This is a genomic window from Paraburkholderia metrosideri, assembly GCF_904848625.1.
GTDB classification, from domain to species: domain Bacteria; phylum Pseudomonadota; class Gammaproteobacteria; order Burkholderiales; family Burkholderiaceae; genus Paraburkholderia; species Paraburkholderia metrosideri.
The window spans coordinates 1-17,099 of the sequence record NZ_CAJHCP010000023.1 but is presented as its reverse complement, the minus strand read 5'-3'; the positions used below and the strand labels follow the sequence as shown (position 1 = coordinate 17,099).

The window sequence follows — 17,099 nt, the reverse complement described above, 5'->3', positions numbered from 1 at the left end:
TGCGGTATGGCACTAGACGTTAATGGTGTTGGACAGCCGATTATCAGGCGGGCAATACTGCACCAACCCGTCCACTCCGCCATCCAAGGTATGAACCCGCAAATCACCTCCGTCGAAGCGATTCTGGTTGACCTCCCGACCATTCGCGCGCATCAGCTAGCCATGGCGACGATGCAGCAACAAACTCTCGTCATCGTCCGCCTGCGCTCGAGCGACGGCATCGAGGGCCTTGGCGAAGCCACCACGATTGGCGGTCTGTCATACGGCGACGAGAGTCCCGAAGGCATCAAGCTGACCATCGACACTTACCTTGCACCCGCGCTCATTGGGCAGGACGCGACCAACATCAACAGCGCGATGCTGAAGCTGAACAAGGTTGCCCGAGGTAACCGCTTCGCCAAATGTGCCATCGAGACGGCATTACTCGACGCTCAGGGCAAACGCCTCAACGTTCCGGTTTCTACACTGCTCGGCGGCGCGGTCCGCAAGACGCTGCCGGTTCTCTGGACGCTCGCCAGCGGCGATACGCAACGGGACATTGAAGAAGCCGAAATGCTTCTCGCCGAACGTCGCCACAATACGTTCAAGCTGAAGATTGGCCGGCGCAGCGTTCGTGACGACGTCGCTCACGTGTCGAAGATCAAGTCGGCGCTCGGCGACCGCGCCAAAGTCACCGTCGATGTGAATCAGGCATGGAGCGAAATTGACGCCACGCTCGGCATCGCCGCCCTGGAAGCCGCTGGCGTCGACCTGATCGAACAACCCACGCCGCGCGAACAGCGCGGAGCACTCGCCAGGCTGGCGGCGCGCTTCATCGTGCCGATCATGGCCGACGAAGCCGTGACAGGCCCCGAAGACGCACTCGAACTCGCACGCGACGCGTGTGCCGACGTGTTTGCGCTGAAGATCGCCAAGTCGGGCGGTATCTACGGAATGATGCGCGCAGCCGCTATTGCGGATGCCGCCGGTATCTCGCTGTACGGCGGGACGATGCTGGAAGGAAGTATTGGGTCGATCGCGTCAGCGCATGGATTCTGCGCGCTTCCCCAACTTGCCTGGGGCACCGAACTGTTCGGCCCGCTCCTCGTGAAAGACGACATCGTCACTGCGCGGCCGCAATATCGGGACTTCGATCTTCATTTGCCGGAAGGCCCGGGCCTGGGCCTTCATATCGATGAAGACAAGCTCGCCTTTTATCGTCGCGACAAAAACGCCTGAACACACTAGTTCAACGCAACCTGACCATTTCGACTTCTCCCGTCATCTGGCCGGCGGGAGCGTCTTATTTCGCAGAGGAAAACAATGCTTTATCTCGTCAGAATGGACGTACACCTTCCGCACGACATGCCGGCGGCGCAGGCCGACGAAATCAAGGCCCGCGAAAAGGCTTACTCGCAAGATCTGCAACGGCAAGGAAAGTGGCAGCAGTTGCATCGGGTGGTCGGTGAGTACGCGAACTACAGCGTGTTCGACGTCGAGTCTCACGACGAACTCCACACGATCCTCTCGGGTCTGCCGTTATTCCCCTATATGACGATGAAGGTGACCGCGCTCGCGCGTCATCCTTCGTCGATACGCTAACCAGGCAGCGTGCTGGCCAGAACGGCGACTGGATCGCCGCTCTTGCCAGACCTTCCCGCACCTGGTCTCTACCTGCCAGCTACCCGCCAGCTAGCGGGAGATTTTTTCCAGTTCGAGACCTTTGGTTCGCGGTCCCATCAATCCAATCGCCAGCATCACGATCAACATTGCGCCGGCAATAAACACAAATACACCCGCCGTACCGAACTGCTTTAACACTTCAGCAATTAGAAAAGCCGTGAAAATCGCGGAAAAACGGCTCCACGAGTAAACAAAGCCCACCGCCCGCGCGCGAATGCTGGTCGGAAAAAGCTCTGCCTGGTACGCGTGAAAGCTATACGAAATGATGTTGCCCGCGAGCGTCAGGCACACGCCGAGACTCACCAGCAACACCGCCCCCGACGCCTGACTGAACCACAGCCCGCAGACGATATTCACGCCGGCCATCACCACGATCACGGTCTTGCGCTCGAAGCGGTCGCCGATAAACAGCCCGATCACCGGACCTAACGGCGCAGCCAGCGCGATCACGCTCGAGTACATCAGGCTCGTGGTAATCGTGATGCCCTGCTTGATCAGCAATGTCGGCACCCAGTTCGCGAAGCCGTAAAAACCCACCGTCTGGAAGATATTGAAGATCGTCATCATCAGCGTGCGGCTGCGATACGGCGGTACCCACATATCGCGGAAACTACCACGCGGTGCAACCGGCACCGCAGGCGCGGGCGGCGGCAACTCGCGGCCGTATTCGCGGCGCACCTTCGCTTCGAGTTGCGTCATCACGCGATCGGCTTCGGCAACGCGCCCCTGCTGCGCAAGCCAACGCGGGCTTTCCGGCAGTGCGCGGCGGATCCACCAGACAAACAATGCGCCGTGGGCGCCGATCAACACGACCCAACGCCAGCCGTCGAGGCCGAACAGCGTACGCGGCACCAGCAGAAACGACAGAAACGCCACCACAGGCACAGCGGTAAAACCCACCGCCTGCTCACACGCGAATGCGCGGCCGCGAATCTGCTTGGGCACCAGTTCGGAAATGTAGGTGCCGATCGTCACCAGTTCGACGCCGATACCGATCCCTGCGATAAAGCGCCAGACATTCAACCCGGTAGCGCTTTCCAGGGACGCCATGATGACGTTGGTAGCCGTATCTCTATGTATAAAACCCCGTTTTCGCCGAAAGCCTTGCCCAGCTTCTTTCGACCCCTTTTGCTTCGCATTCTGACGAGCAGAACGCTTCCAAAGTCGGAATAGCTCGAAGGGCGCCTGTCGCCCCGGAGCGGCCAGCGGTCGCGCTCCGAAGCAGACACTCAAAAGCACGGGCAAGTAACCGGTCACGGGTTGTTCCCATTGCTAAAAATTGTCGTCCCGTCAGTTCTCTTGAGAAGTTGACATGTAGGCATTGATGTAGGCCTCCAAATGCCGGTCTCTCAATAGCGACAAGTTAATTACATCCCTCTCTGATTTTCCATTGACGTTTTTAAATGTCACCACGATCGATGGCACTCTCCTGTATCCACTAGTCGCAGTTACGTTTGCAACGAAAGCCCACGGGAATTGAAAATTCCCGTGTTTATAGCCAGTTTTTGAAAGCGTTACTGCGGGTGTGTTGATGCTCCACCAAATTCGAACAGTGTCGCAAGCCTTCTTTCCAAAGAAAATTGTTGCGGGCAAAAAAATTATGCCAAGCACGATTGCAGCCAGACGATCATTTGGCTGCTTCGAGGGAGCCCACAACCACGCGGCGCTCATGAACAGAAACGTTCCAGTGAGGACTATTTGAGAAATCGCTTCAAATGCAACTGCTCCCTTTGAGTAGAAAAAATGCATGCATTGAGGAATGCCTTTTGTTTCTAATATTTTATTGATCTCTATCTGCCACTTTTCGGCGTCTTTGCCGATTTTCACCATTCCATACGGCACAATGACGAGGAGTGTAGGCAACATCAACAAAAAAATTATTTTCCCCAACTCTCAACCCCTTGTCGGAAGCGATAGATAATCAATTACTTTTACTTCGGTTTCTAAGATTCTGTATAAAACGAAATGGTCCTGAACTAAGCGCATTGCAATGTAACCCGACTCAACTATTTGCACTTGCTAACCAGTAACCTATAATCGCAGTATCGCCGATTTTCGATGATTTCGCCTGATGTGTCGAATGTCGCCTCCTGGCCGAACCCGGTCCGACGCGGACCGAGATCAATCGCCAATCGCGACCGGGATGCAAAAGGCAGAGACTCGACCCGTTTGAGTCATTCAGTCAGGATCTGCTGATCCGCTGTCTCGCCGACATGAGACATTCATACGCAACGAAGCAATTGCTTAAAAAGCGAAGCGGAATTCCAAACGGAAGAACGTTTACGTTTTCGTGTCCGTATGCATTGGTCAATTGCCGATCTGTAACACCGCCCTGTTGGCTCGGAGGAACCCGGGGTCGCACGGGTTCAACTCATTTCTTCTGAATAAATCCAACGACACCCCGCTTTTCCTGTAATAACGGCGTCGATCAACGAAGCAGCAATGGCATCCGCAGGATTGACACGGAATTTCCTCGGGAGAGCCGGCCCCAGGACGCGAAGCAACGCCAGTCCGGCGCCTTCCGCCTTCCTTTTTTCATTTCGTTCACCGTCGATAAGACTGGGCTTGCAGATCGCAAGGGATGGAAAACCGATTTTCCGGATGTCTCTCTCGACCTCTCCTTTGGTCCTGTAGTAAAAGCTCATGGACCGTGTGGATGCCCCCATGGCCGTCACAATCGCGTATCTCGCCACGCCGGCGGCGTGCGCCATCTTCCCGATGGCGACAGGCAGTTCGTAGTCGACGTAACGAAACGCTTCTTTCGAGCCTGCTATTGCCCGAGTCGTTCCCAATGCGCATATGACCGCATCGGGCCGATACGACATCAGATTCGGCACAAGCCTTTCCAAGGACTCCCCGACCGGATTCACTAGCCAGTCGTTCGGCGCCAGCGGCCGACGCGTTGGCGCAATCACCTCGGAAAAGACGTCGTCAGCAAGCGCAAGCGCCAGTGTTCTGCTTCCCACCAATCCTGTCGCACCCAGCAGCAGCAGCTTCATTTTCGCGTTATTCCATCCAGGTGTTCGAATCAACGCAAGTCGGTAAAAATCCGTTGCGCGCAAAGAAAAATCGAAGATCTATTGCTTGATACCTTCGAAATTAATCGTCACATGAACCTCGTCGCCAACATAGGGGACACAACGCTGCCTTAAGCCTGCCGCGCGCCCTGAGCCGCGTTCGATACGGCTTCCCATTTGTCCCAGTTGCTCAACCGTGCCTGATAGACCGCCCTGAACTTCGCGATCGTCGTCGAACCGAGCACCAGGCGAAGCGGCGGCTCATCCGCATCCACGGCTTCGAAGATCGCCGCTGCTGTCGCAGCCGGATCGCCAAAATCCTCGGGTTTGAACGACGAGCGAATGGCCCGACGGACGAGATCGTACGCTGTGATAGCCGGCGGGGATTGCACTGCCGAGCGAAACCCGGTGGTGAAGTGACCCGGCTCCAGGACGGTGACTTTGATGCCGAACGAAGCCACTTCGGCTGCTAATGCTTCCGACATGGCCTCGACGGCAAATTTGGTCGCCGTATAAGTCCCTCCCGTCGGAAAAGCGATGACGCCCCCGATGCTCGACACGGTAAAGATATGGCCGCTGCCCTGCGCCCTCAGGATCGGCAACACGGCCTGAATCACCCAGAGTGTTCCGAACACATTGGTGTCGAAGCTCGCTTTCGCTTGCTCGGGTTCCAGTTCCTCGATCGCCCCCATGTAACCGTAGCCAGCGTTGCTCACGATCACATCCAGGCGTCCGAACTGCCGGTGCGCGTGGGCGACCGCGCCGAACACGGCCTCGCGGTCTGTCACGTCGAGCGGCAGGACCACGATTGCCTCCCCATAAACCTTTACAAGCTCGTCAAGCTCGCCCACGTGACGTGCCGTGGCCACCACCTTATCGCCGCGCTTCAGGGCGGCTTCCGTCCAGACACGGCCAAACCCGCTCGATGTACCCGTGATGAACCAGACCTTTGACGATTTCATGTTCTTGACTCCGAAAGTGAATTACACTTAGTGCAATTTATCGCACTGAGTGTAATAATGTCAAGAAATAAGACGCGTCGAAATGAGGTGTCCGGGCGCACGGCGAGAATCCAGGAGCAATGGTGTCCGCTGGTTCGGCGCGAGGTCATCGCGGAATCCAAGCATCTCGTTTCGAGGCTGGCACGCATGAGAGGCGATCGACGGCTACGGCATAATCCCAAAGACGGGAGTTGCCGGCCGCCGTGCCTCCCTTTGACCAGCACCGCGTTCCGATAGAGATGGAACGGTCCCCTGGCCTATATCACCGGCAAGTGAAGACCTCTTTCCGAGCGGAAAAGGTCGAATCTCAGCGGCCATCAAAGTAACGACGATGATTGATACAGAGAACGCCACGAGTGACCTGCGCGAACGCAAACGCCAGTTGACGCTCGAGTTGATCGCCAAAACCGGTCTGAAGCTCTTTATAGAGAATGGCTACGAGGCAACGACACTCGATGCGATCGCTGCGGCAGCGGGGATATCGCGACGCACCTTCTTCTACTATCTGAAGTCGAAAGAAGAGGTTCTGCTTGCGCACGAGAGCGGCAATATCCCGCGCCTTCTGCGCCCTACCTTTTTGCAGCAATCGCCCAAGCAATCGCCGCTTGATGCCGCCCGGAAGACTTTTTTGATCCTGGCCTCGATGTACGAGACCACCGAGTCAGTGATGGCGGATCGGATCCTGCGATCGATCGAGACACTGCGGTTACGCAAGGAAGCGCTGCATGTTCAGCTGGAGGATGTGCTGGCCGAGGCGATGTACGAACTATGGCCGGATCCGGCCCGGCGACCCGCTTTACGTCTGACCGCCATGATGGCGATGGGTACGCTTCGGTTCGCCAAGGAAAACTGGCGCCAGGAAGAGGCAGCGCATCCGTTGACGCACTATATCGATGAGGCTTTCGATCTTCTTGTTCACCCATCGAAGCGGTGACTCTGAATGGATCAGAAAGCCCGCACCGACCCGATGCCAAGGACAGGGCCTGCTGACGTGGGGCACAGAATTTTGTTTTTTCACCCGCACTACCTAACTCTGGAGATTTGAGATGAGCATTGGCCCGATTCCTCTTGTCGCTGTCGGAACCCTTTCCGGTAACCTGCCAACAGGCGCCGGTGCGAAGACCCTCGGCGCGCCGGCACTCGCGCCGGGTGCTTCCTTCAACCCCGTTGGCCTCGATGAAAACAAGGCGCTCACTGGCGTCACGCTCAATCGTTTTGGAACGCCGGTCGTCAGCGCAGATAAACCGGCCTCGTTTGCGGAACAACTTCTGTTGAGTCAACAGAAAAACCAGTCTTAATTTACCTGCGATACATACGGGGCTCGTGTGGGGCGGCACGTTGCCGTGCGTCAAAGTCGGAAAGGGCGCTTACGTGCCGATTAAGCAACCATCAACTTCGCAAGTCGAATGGCCGTTTGATGGTGCGGAGCCGACGTCCCAACGTTCGCTCGACGGCTTAGGCGAATGGCGCTTCATGGCCGTTGGGTGAAGTCGCCAACGGCCGCTTTTTGGCACTCCAGTTCGCAAAATGGGGGTTCGGCTGACTGACCGGTTTAGAGAAAGTTATCTGACTGCAGTGGGTCGAAAGGGTGAGTTCGCTGAAGAGGGAAGCTGACATCGAGCCGCGTGATATCACCACCGTCTGCAGTCCACCACTCGCCGTATGCGCCCTATCTGGTCGGATGTCAGCTAATCCCGAACTACAGCCTTGCGTTGGGTCGGATATCCTTGTCTTTCAGAAGCGATCCGCATCACCAGCTTCTTGTCGTGAAGTCCGTTTTTTCGAATTTGTGCAGCGTGTGTGGGTTCGTTTAGTGTTACGCCGTCAAACCTCGCTTGGTAGCAGTTGCCGTTATTGCAGCATTGCCAAGGCTCGCAGCAACTTGGTGAGAACACCGCGCGGCCAGGCCGCGAGATCCTGCGGCCGCTAATCGCGATCGCGCGTGGGATGCACTGGTTCAACTATGTCGGCGATACCAGTCCATCCGAACCAGAGACCATCGTTCGCGAACAGTTAAGTAGCGGCATCTCAAGCTCCGAAAAATCATGGAAAACGGCACAGAACCAATGAGAAGTTGTTTCAGTGGAAGCGAATATTTTACACGATTTTTGGTGTATCAAATCCCAGAACAATTTAATCCGAAAATTTACGAAATTTTTCGCGATTTATTTATTTTAAATGATTTACCTGATAACCCGGGTACGCAAGTTTGCGCGGAATCACTCAATCGTAGTCACCTCGCAAGTCGACGGGTTCGTCAATATTTATTCCGGATAAACGATTGTCGCAAGACAGGACAAACTTGAGCGCGCCGTCCCGAGGCGAGTGGAATAGATCCATCCAGCATAAAACCGCTAATTCATGTCACCAATCTGCCTTGAAATTATACAAAGCCTGATATGATCAGATGAAACTCTCCCCTCTAGTATCTGATTGGTTTAAGGGAGGGTCTTTACGCACTTTATTGCGCTAAGGATACGGCCCGCACGTGTTAGAGGTATTGAATCTCCTGTCGGAATGCAGGCTTTATCGGTCAATCGATTGACTTCCGGATCGCAAAATCCTCCGCCGCTTTCGACAATAAACACGAAAAAATGCACCGGGGGGGATATGGATGCGCAGGATATTGTTAGAGCCATTCAGGGTGGCCTGATCCAGCAGGACCGTCTGCTGAAACTGGACACGCCGCTCGGAAGCAATGTGTTGTTACCGCAACGGGCGGTGGGCTGGTCGCGAATCGGGCGGCATTTCGAATTCACGCTCGACGTTCAGTCAACAAACGGCAATATCAAGCTTAAGAAACTGATCGGCCAGCCGGTAACCCTGTGGCTTCAACAGGCGGATAAATCCTATCGCCCCTTTCATGGCTATGTATTCGGCGTGCGGCGACTTGGATCAGAAGGCGGCTTAACCAGTTATTCGATCCGTTTTGCTTCGTGGATGAATTTCCTCAAATTCCGCCGCGACCAGCGTATCTGGCAGGACAAGTCCGCCGATGCCATCCTGACCGATGTATTCAATGCCCACCCCCAAGCGAAAGCTCACTTCCAGTTCAAACTCTCGACGCCGTTACCGCCGAGGTCCTACTGCACACAATATGAAGACGACTGGAATTTTGCTCATCGGCTGATCGAAGAGGAAGGACTGTTCGGCTTCTGGACACAGGGCGAGGACGGCAAGTCGCATACGCTGACGATTACGGACCGGCTTGACACATTTGAACCGCTTGCGCCGCAGACGGTGCAGTTTTCCCGCTACGGTACGAACAGCGAATTGGACGCACTGGTTCACTGGTCCAGCGAGCGCACCCTGCACAGCGCGGTGCTGACAACCCGCACAGCCGACTACAAAAGCCCGTCGTCATTCGCCAATCCGAAAGGCACCAGCATCCCCACGGTGTCGCACGAATTGCCGGACGAACTGGAAGTCTACGAATACACGGGATCCTATAGCTACCTGAAACAGGAACGCGGCGAACACCTGTCGAAGATTCGTATGGAGCAATGGGAATCGGAGGCGAAGCGGTTTTACGGTGTCGGCGGTGTGCGCGGCATCGACGCCGGTCGCTGGTTCGAACTCACCGGGCATCCCGAGCACGACCCCGACGCTGCCGACAGGCGGCAGTTCGCGATCATCGAAACGGTGTGGCTGATCGAGAACAACATTCCGGCATCGAGCCATCATGCCAACCTCCCGCACAGCCTGCAAAACCGTTTAGCCCAGGCGCGTGAAAACACTCAGGACAACCCGGCTTCCAGCGTGACGCACGCGGATGGATCAAGCGGTTTTTTCCGCGTCGAGATCGAGGTCCAGCGCAAGTCCGTGCCGTTTCGCAGTCCGTTTGAACATCAGAAGCCCGTCATGCAGTTGCAGACGGTGACCGTGGTCGGACCAGGAGGACAGGAGGTCTATACAGACGAACTGGGCCGCGTGAAAGTGCAGTTTCACTGGGACCGCATCGGCCAACGCGATGACCAGAGTTCGTGCTGGGTGCGTGTCGCGCAGCCGTGGGCAAGCGACGGCTTTGGCGGTATCCAGCTGCCGAGAATTGGCGACGAGGCGGTCGTATCGTTTCTCGGCGGTGATCCAGACAGGCCGCTCATTACGGCGCGCGTGGGCAACGGAGCGAACCGGCCGCAATGGAACCTACCCGATCAGCACATGCTGTCGGGGTTCGTCAGCAAGGAAATCGGCGGCAGCCAGAACAACGTCTGGCTCAAGGACGACACCACCGGTCAGGTGCAGACGCAAATACGCAGCGATCACCTCGAATCGGGGCTGCACGCGGGCTATATCACGCGGGTCAGTGAGCCGTCCGGTCGCGGCGAGAAGCGCGGCGAAGGCGTGGAACTGCGCACCGACGGGAATGCGGCCGTGCGTGGTGCGCGCGGGCTGCTACTGACGACTCATCCGCGCTCAGGGGCAACCGGTGACGCGTTCAGCGTCGATGAGGTCAACCTCCAGCTGGCGAGTGCCCAGGATATCGCAGCGAGCCTCGCGCAGTCGGCTCAGACAGCAGGCGCACAGGATGGCGAACAGAAGGCAGTCGCCAGTACCTTGAAAGCGCAGGCCAAGGCCATTCAGGGCGGTGGAGCATTGAAGCAGTTCGAGCAACCGCACCTCGTGATCGCAAGTCCCGCAGGCGTCGCAACCAGCACGCCGGAGCAGATTCATCTGAGTAGCGGCAAGACCACCTCAGTCACGACCGGCGAGCACGTATCGATCAGCACGGGCGGTGGCTTCTTTGCCAGCGCGCGCCGCGCGTTTCGCCTGTTCGTCACCGAGGCAGGCATGCGACTCGTCGCTGCCGCAGGCGACATCGATGTGAAGGCGCTGAAGGACAGTATCAATCTGCTGGCGAAGCTGAACGTGACGGTGACCGCGACCAAGATCACGCTCAGCGCGCAGCAGGAGGTCGAGATCAACGGCGGTGGCAGCTATACCCGGTGGACATCCGGGCAGATCAGGCACGGTACGTCGGGCGGCTTTGAGGTCCATTCGGCGAACCGGACGTTCACCGGGCCGGACAGCGTGAGCACTTCGACGATTCCTGCATTGCCGCCCGAGAAAGAGCAACTGCATTTCGCATTGCAGGCACTCCAGGGCGAAGGGCCTCAGATTGCCAGCGAGCCATACGAGCTATACAAGGGCAGCGCAAAGATCGGCGAAGGTGTCACGGACGAGTTCGGACGGATTGTCGTGAAGGATCACCTGGCTGGCACACCCGCCTACACGGCACGACTGAGCAACGGCGCGGAATATGACCTGAACGTGAAAGACGCGCTTGCAACCGATCCTGATCACGTCGACCAGCTCACGAACATGGGCGAACGGCATAGCTGAGCGCGACGCCTACCCTATTTATCAAAGAGGACCTAGACGTGGCCCAGTTCCCACTCAAGACTCACAAGCCTGCAAAGGTCGCTATCGACGAGCAGACCCGGCAGGCGAAGAGTGCGCTTCAGTTCCTCGTTGAACACAGGGACATTAAAGAAAGACACGGAGACGGCACGTGCCCGATCACCAGGGGCAACACCCTGAACTTCATGATCTGCGGCGAAGATGGATTCAAACAGATCGCCAAAGACCTGCGGGAAGCGAGGCAGTCGGCGGACATCGTCTGCTGGGGTTTCGATCCGGGCATGGAGCTTGAGCGGAACAGCGACACCTGGCCGCGCGGCATCCGTTACGGCGAGCTGCTCGACGAGATCACGAAGCGCAAGGAGAATCCGGTCACGGTGCGCCTGCTGATCTGGTACGACGACGATGGGTCCAAGGTCCAGAACAACATGCCAGGATTGACCGACGTCCCAGTCTCCCGCCTGGGGCACCCGATCCAGCGGTACGCTTTGCAGCAGGACCCACCCTACAAGGATTCGACGCGCAATCAATATTGCATCGACTGGTGGAACGTCAACTTGCCGGGCGGCAAGAGTGGACGCGGCACGAATCCGCGGTTGCAGGTTGTCCTACGTGGTGTCTCGCAAGCCGATGCGACCGCCTTGCGGGCCGTTGCACCTGCTGAAGAGGACCAGCCCGTCAGCGCCACGCTCAGCGTAACCGACGAGAAAAGCCAGCTGGAAAAATTTGCAACGCACCACCAGAAGCCAGTCCTGATCGACTACGCCTACGACAGCGGCAGCAAGGCGGTCGGCTACGTCATGGGACTGAATTCGGTAACGGACTACTGGGACCGGACCGCCCATGCGATAGATGATCCGAAACGTGAGGTCCTGTCGGATAAACAGATCAGCGACGAGCTGGCCCGTGAACTGTCAACGCAGCAAGCGCCTGACAAGGACAACCTGGCCAGCAGGGCTTACCAGGGGGTGAGAAACAGCTTTTCGAAACCTGCAGCTCAGCATGGGGAGGGCCACGAACACTATGTGCATGGTCGCCCGCATCAGGACTACGCATGCCGTGTGGTTGGGCCGGCGCTTGCGCAACTGCACTTCAACTTCGAGAACGGATGGGCGGCGGCACTCGGTCACCCGGTTCCGTTCCAGACGCCACCAGAGCCACCGGTAAAGATTCCGAAGGTGGCGGGAAATCCGGCGCATCTTGTCCAGATCCTGCGGACGCAGCCCCATGAGCGTGAGAAGTCAATCAAGGAAGTCTATTTCCAGGCGACCAGTAGCGCCCGCAACTATATCTACATCGAGAACCAGTACTTCTTTTACCCGGAGTTTGCGCGGAATCTGATCAAGACGCGACAGAAGCATTGCAGCGACTGGATGAAAACGTCACAACAACCGGTCACCGAGATGCCGAAGTTGCACCTGTTTATCGTGATTCCACATCCAGAGCGCGGAGAGATGGTACCGCGTACCTACGACGCACTGACCTTACTTGGAGCCGGTTCGTCGATGGCTGAACAGGGCGATCTGGCGGACACGGGTAATCTCAATTCTGTCTATGGAAAAAGTACCAGAGGACATGGTGAGGTACTTGACCGCCCCAGCACGGAGGATCTCGAACGAACGCTAGGTCTTGAGGTGAGTGTCGCCCGCCTGCGCACCAGTGGCGCTGATGCAGACCACAACATGGCTTATCGCGAAATCTACATCCACTCGAAGCTGATGATCATCGATGACGTGTTTATTACCGTAGGCAGCGCCAACCTGAATCAGCGCAGTATGTCAGTCGACAGCGAGATCAATATTGCTGCGACGGGTCAACTCTATGCTGCCGATTTGCGTCAGCGCGTGTTTGCGCTGCATTCCGGTGGTGATGTTGCATATAGCGGTGATCCGAAAGACTTACCGGATGTATTTAAGCTGTGGACCAAGACTATGAACGACAATTTGTCGAAGATGAGGAAGGGACAGCCCATGACGGGCTTCCTGCTGCCGTTTGAAGATCACCGTTCGACCACCACCCTGTACGGCTCAATCTCCGTACCGTCCTCAACCCAATCCGTTCCCGCCTGACCGGACCTCGCATGAAAGCATTTCTCAATGCGTTGTGTATTGCCACCGCTGCCTTGCTGATGCTGGTAACTTCGGCTCACGCAGGTGCCCTGACCTCTCTGGGTAACAAGCTGACCACTGCCATGTCTGACCTGCCACGTTACGAGAAACTCCCGCTCTTCGATCCGCATCGCAAGGAATTCAACTGCGTCTATGAGGCACAACAGGTTCCGCCCCTCGATCCGCAGGCCGAGATGTGGTTTCAGCAGGCACTGGCGCTGGATGATCCGAGCGTCCCTATCGACAGGATCGACTACGCGAAGATGTATCGGCTCTATCTGCAGGCGGCCGAGCGAAACCACTGGAAAGCGATGCTCAATCTCGCGTCATTGATTCTGAGCAAACGCCCCGGGGTGCCACAGCAGGATCCTGAAGCCGCGATCCAGTGGGTCGAGAAAGCAATGAAGCTGAATATTCCCGATGCCTACGACCGGATGGGTGTGTATCACCTCAACAGGATGGTCAAGGGCGGTGACGCCACCAGTGCCTACGCTTTCTTTCAGCGAGCGGCGGATATGGGAAGTCCAGCAGCAATGGCGTTTCTGGGGGATAAGATGTCCGGAACCTATGATGACCCGCGCGGGGAATTTTGGGGGAATTTACCCATTGCGAGCAAGATGCTGGAATGTGCCCTCGCGCAAGGTTATGGTCCGGCCGCTGACAAGCTCTCGTATATATACCGTGGAACCACGTCCGAATCGAAATCTCGAGCGCTTCATGTTCTGCACGAAGGAGTCAAACTAGGTTGTGCGGACTGCGCGGACAATTTATCGACGGAATTCAATGGGTTCGGTCTTACAAGGGGAGAAAACCTGGTTGGTCACATAGATAAGGCACGTGCCCAACGATACAGCAAGATTGGAGACGTCCTGAAACTCTACGACGGACGCCTGAAACTGCCCAACCTCGACAAGGTGCTCCCCCTGCCTCCTGCGCTGTTGCCCAAGTGGGACGGCAACACACAAACGTTGATTAACGCTGCAAAGGCCGTCACACCTACGCCCAAAGCCCAGCAGGGCGCAGCGCTTCAAGGACGTGAATTCGTCTCGCACGGGTACGCGGTGCCCCCGCTGGAACAAAGCACGATGGCGATTATGGGTAACCAGATTGTGCCGCGTGATGGCTATTGGCTTGCTCTCTACGGTCCGGTATCTGCTGATAAAACCCAGTTGACTCCCGCCCGGCGGAACACACCTGAACGCTACCAGGCCGGCGAGCGCTTCGAGGCGCCGTCATTCGAATGGCTCCCCGCCGACCATGTGCAATGGCACTACCTTGGTGAAGCCTATGCCTTGCCCCCGCAGCGGTACGATTTCCTGAAGCAGATGATCGATACCGGCTCTTTGCGCGAGGTCGCTCAGCAGACTTCGCCTGTCCGGTGCAACGGACAGCAGCGTTGCCCGCAGACCGGAATATGGGAAGGTCGTATAGCCGACGATCATCCGATGGCCACCCTGTATAACCGGTGGGATCGCCAGGCGTTCGTCGAGAAGGATCACGCATTTCCGCAGCCCACGGCGCAGTTCATCGACGTCGCCGCCCACGACTTGCAATGGACATATCTGGGCAGCCCGAACGCGGAAACCGGCATGCCCGGCATACGCGAGATCGTTTTGTAGACAGCCTGATCTCTGCAAGCTGGCTCCTGCGCAAACGCATACCGCACGTGGTCAGCGTACTCGTGATTGTTGTCGTAGCGACAGGCGGTACGTGGTTAGCGTATTTCGTTATCGCACTGTCTTCTGTCCAATGTTTAGGGTCGTGCGGTTGATCGAATGACCGCCAGCGGGTTTCAGGAACGGCACTGCATCATGAGCCGGATATTTTTCGTGGAGTGAACCGATGGCTCGTCAGGTCATTGTCGTAGGCGATACGCTTGCCCCGTACGGGGGCACTGTCACAACCGGTTCGAACGTCGACATCGTGGACGGCAAGCCGGTTGCCCGCAAGGGTGACACGGTTGAATGCAAGGAGCACGGAACGCAGACCATAGCGGAAGGGGACGGGAACAGCATGCTTGGCGGAGCCCCGACTGCCCTGCACGGGCATCATGCGACGTGCGGGTGCACACTCATAAGCCGTCATCCGACGCTTACCGTGCCTTGACCTCGTGCGCGGCTTGCCATTGAGGGATCTGGGTTGCCAGCGGCGGCGGTTGCGTACGTACGTAACCGACTGACCCGGAGTAACCGCGCTCTCGAGTTGTAGAAGCGAATTGCGCACGACTACGAACTGCCGTTCAAGCTCGTCACACAGCCATGACCGCGTCCGGAGTACAACCGACGCTCGCCCCGTCAACCTGGCCGGCAGGTTATCGGCCTTAGCTGACGCTCGCCGTTTATCCGCCGCGGGGCTGCAATGCACCGCTTTGCTGTCATTCGTGATTCGGTGCAGGCCAACGTCGGCTTCTGAGAACGGCGAACGAGTCTTGGCGACCCGTTGCTGCCGGTCGACCCCGCGCTGCATCTGCGACGGTTTTCAAGGTACAACGGCCGTTCGTCAATTCACGACGGTCAATTCGAGGCGAGTCGAATCGCCTTGCAAGGGAGCACCAGGCGATGCTTTAAACCGCCAGGCCCCGGGCTTCGTCAAGTATCCATTTCGCAAATGCCTGCAGTGGCCCTTCACTCAACTCGATCGGCTCAGGAAGAACGAGGCAGAAGTTTTTGGTAATCGCTTTGCCGTCCGGCCAAGGCGCGACCAGACGGCCTTGTTTAAGCTCTGTCCCGATGTAAAGACGCGGCACCAACGCGACCCCCAGACCGGCTACCGCTGCCTCTATCAGCATGGAATGGAGATCGTAACGTGCGCCTACCGCCGAATTGGTCAGCACGATGCCGGCCTCTTGTGCATAAAGCTGCCACGCGTCCGGATTTTGCCGCCTGTGAAGGCGTGGCAGATCGTCTAGCGATCGGTTCTCACCGGCGTCCGCGAGGAGCGCCGGACTACAGACGGGCACAAGCACCTCCTCCAGCAGCTTATGTAGATGCATACCCGCCCATGCGGGATGCTCAAAATGGATTGCTGCGTCGAAACCGCTACCAGCAAGAATGAAGGGCTCCATACGCTCGGCGATATGCACGGTAATGTTCGGATGCATATTTTGAAAGCGTTTCAGTCGAGGGATAAGCCAACGGATGGCGAAGGTCGGAATGGCGGCAATATCAATGCTCGCGCCCTCGATAGGCTGCCCCATCAGGTATAGGCTGTCCCGCTCCAGTCGATCCAGAATCTCACGAACCTGCACCGCGTATCGCGTGCCATTGGGTGCAAGCCTCACCCGATTCCCGACGCGCTTGAACAGCACGACACCCAAAAACACCTCGAGGCGACCGATCTGACGACTAATGGCGCCCTCGGTCAGCGCTAATTCCTCGGCCGCGCGGGCGAAGCTGCCGTGTCGGGCCGCGGCCTCAAAAGCCAGGAGCGCGGAATTGCTTGGGATCTTACGTCGCATCAAAGTCTCGCCGGTTGGAATGCGTTCGACGTCAGCTTGATAAAACATCACCGAAGGATGACTTTATATCGCTATATGCCATTGGAAATGGCAGCCTATCATTACATTACTGCAGTTAACAAGGATCGTTTGCTGCACTATGCCAAGCTATAACGAAGGATAATCTGATGATCTACACCGTCGAATGCAGCTTCGCCGATCCCACCAGCGAAGCCGAATGGAATGACTTCTACAGCCTTGAAAAGCTCCCCGCCCTCATCTCGGTCACTGGCTTTCACACGTCGCAGCGCTTCAAGTCGTTAAGCAACGGTTGTCCGGTCTACCTGGCCGTCCACACGATTGACGGTCTCGATGTCCTGACGGGAGAGGAATATCGCCAGAAAGGCGGCGGCAATTTCGCAAGGTGGCAGCAGCACATCACCGACTGGCATCGGAACCTCTACAGCGATATCGGCCTTGCGCCAGCGGTGAATGCTGACGAACTCCTCGTGCT

The 17,099-nt window shown here is 57.2% G+C and carries 12 protein-coding genes and 2 pseudogenes; 9 read left to right on the top strand and 5 right to left on the bottom strand.

The annotated features are described in order from the left end of the window. Window positions 1-90 precede the first annotated feature (90 nt). Together LMG28727_RS32350 and catC are read left to right on the top strand one after the other, a co-directional pair. A complete protein-coding gene (locus tag LMG28727_RS32350) occupies window positions 91-1,218 on the top strand; it encodes a muconate/chloromuconate family cycloisomerase (protein WP_201646377.1) in 1,128 nt (375 codons plus the stop codon). Between the two features lie 84 nt (window positions 1,219-1,302). Continuing rightward, window positions 1,303-1,581 (top strand): muconolactone Delta-isomerase, encoded by a 279-nt coding sequence (gene catC, locus LMG28727_RS32345; RefSeq protein ID WP_201646376.1) that lies wholly within the window; start codon window positions 1,303-1,305, stop codon window positions 1,579-1,581. Window positions 1,582-1,671: 90 nt separating this feature from the next. Here catC and LMG28727_RS32340 read toward each other — a convergent pair. The 4 genes and pseudogenes from LMG28727_RS32340 to LMG28727_RS32325 form a co-directional block, all read right to left on the bottom strand. Next, window positions 1,672-2,730: pseudogene (locus LMG28727_RS32340) on the bottom strand (MFS transporter); the annotation flags it as partial. A gap of 222 nt (window positions 2,731-2,952) precedes the next feature. Continuing rightward, a complete protein-coding gene (locus LMG28727_RS32335) occupies window positions 2,953-3,492 on the bottom strand; it encodes a hypothetical protein (protein ID WP_201646375.1) in 540 nt (179 codons plus the stop codon). A gap of 536 nt (window positions 3,493-4,028) precedes the next feature. Then, on the bottom strand, window positions 4,029-4,661 hold the full coding sequence (locus LMG28727_RS32330) for an NAD(P)H-binding protein (protein ID WP_201646374.1): 633 nt from the start codon (window positions 4,659-4,661) through the stop codon (window positions 4,029-4,031). Between the two features lie 149 nt (window positions 4,662-4,810). Next, complete coding sequence (locus LMG28727_RS32325) at window positions 4,811-5,641, bottom strand: SDR family NAD(P)-dependent oxidoreductase (RefSeq protein WP_201646373.1); 831 nt, start codon at window positions 5,639-5,641, stop codon at window positions 4,811-4,813. Between the two features lie 370 nt (window positions 5,642-6,011). On the opposite strand from LMG28727_RS32325, the gene LMG28727_RS32320 reads away from it, so the two are divergent. From LMG28727_RS32320 to LMG28727_RS32295, 6 genes are all read left to right on the top strand, one after another. Beyond that, window positions 6,012-6,614 carry a TetR/AcrR family transcriptional regulator gene (locus LMG28727_RS32320; protein ID WP_201646372.1) on the top strand — a complete coding sequence of 201 codons (603 nt, stop codon included), beginning with the start codon at window positions 6,012-6,014 and terminating at the stop codon, window positions 6,612-6,614. A 112-nt stretch (window positions 6,615-6,726) separates the two neighbouring features. Continuing rightward, on the top strand, window positions 6,727-6,978 hold the full coding sequence (locus LMG28727_RS32315; protein WP_201646371.1) for a hypothetical protein: 252 nt from the start codon (window positions 6,727-6,729) through the stop codon (window positions 6,976-6,978). Window positions 6,979-8,290: 1,312 nt separating this feature from the next. Continuing rightward, window positions 8,291-11,023, top strand: a complete 2,733-nt coding sequence (locus LMG28727_RS32310; RefSeq protein WP_201646370.1) for a type VI secretion system Vgr family protein — start codon at window positions 8,291-8,293, stop codon at window positions 11,021-11,023. Between the two features lie 38 nt (window positions 11,024-11,061). Continuing rightward, window positions 11,062-13,110 carry a phospholipase D-like domain-containing protein gene (locus tag LMG28727_RS32305; protein WP_201646369.1) on the top strand — a complete coding sequence of 683 codons (2,049 nt, stop codon included), beginning with the start codon at window positions 11,062-11,064 and terminating at the stop codon, window positions 13,108-13,110. A gap of 11 nt (window positions 13,111-13,121) precedes the next feature. Continuing rightward, window positions 13,122-14,768, top strand: coding sequence for a tetratricopeptide repeat protein (locus LMG28727_RS32300; protein ID WP_407945892.1), 1,647 nt, complete (start codon window positions 13,122-13,124; stop codon window positions 14,766-14,768). A 223-nt stretch (window positions 14,769-14,991) separates the two neighbouring features. Then, window positions 14,992-15,255 carry a PAAR domain-containing protein gene (locus LMG28727_RS32295; RefSeq protein WP_201646368.1) on the top strand — a complete coding sequence of 88 codons (264 nt, stop codon included), beginning with the start codon at window positions 14,992-14,994 and terminating at the stop codon, window positions 15,253-15,255. A 457-nt stretch (window positions 15,256-15,712) separates the two neighbouring features. Here LMG28727_RS32295 and LMG28727_RS32290 read toward each other — a convergent pair whose 3' ends face one another. Next, entirely contained in the window at window positions 15,713-16,606 is an 894-nt protein-coding gene (locus tag LMG28727_RS32290) for a LysR substrate-binding domain-containing protein (RefSeq protein WP_201646405.1), read from the bottom strand. A gap of 167 nt (window positions 16,607-16,773) precedes the next feature. Between LMG28727_RS32290 and LMG28727_RS32285 the strand changes: the two are divergent. Further along, a pseudogene (locus LMG28727_RS32285) lies at window positions 16,774-17,099 on the top strand (sugar ABC transporter); the annotation flags it as partial.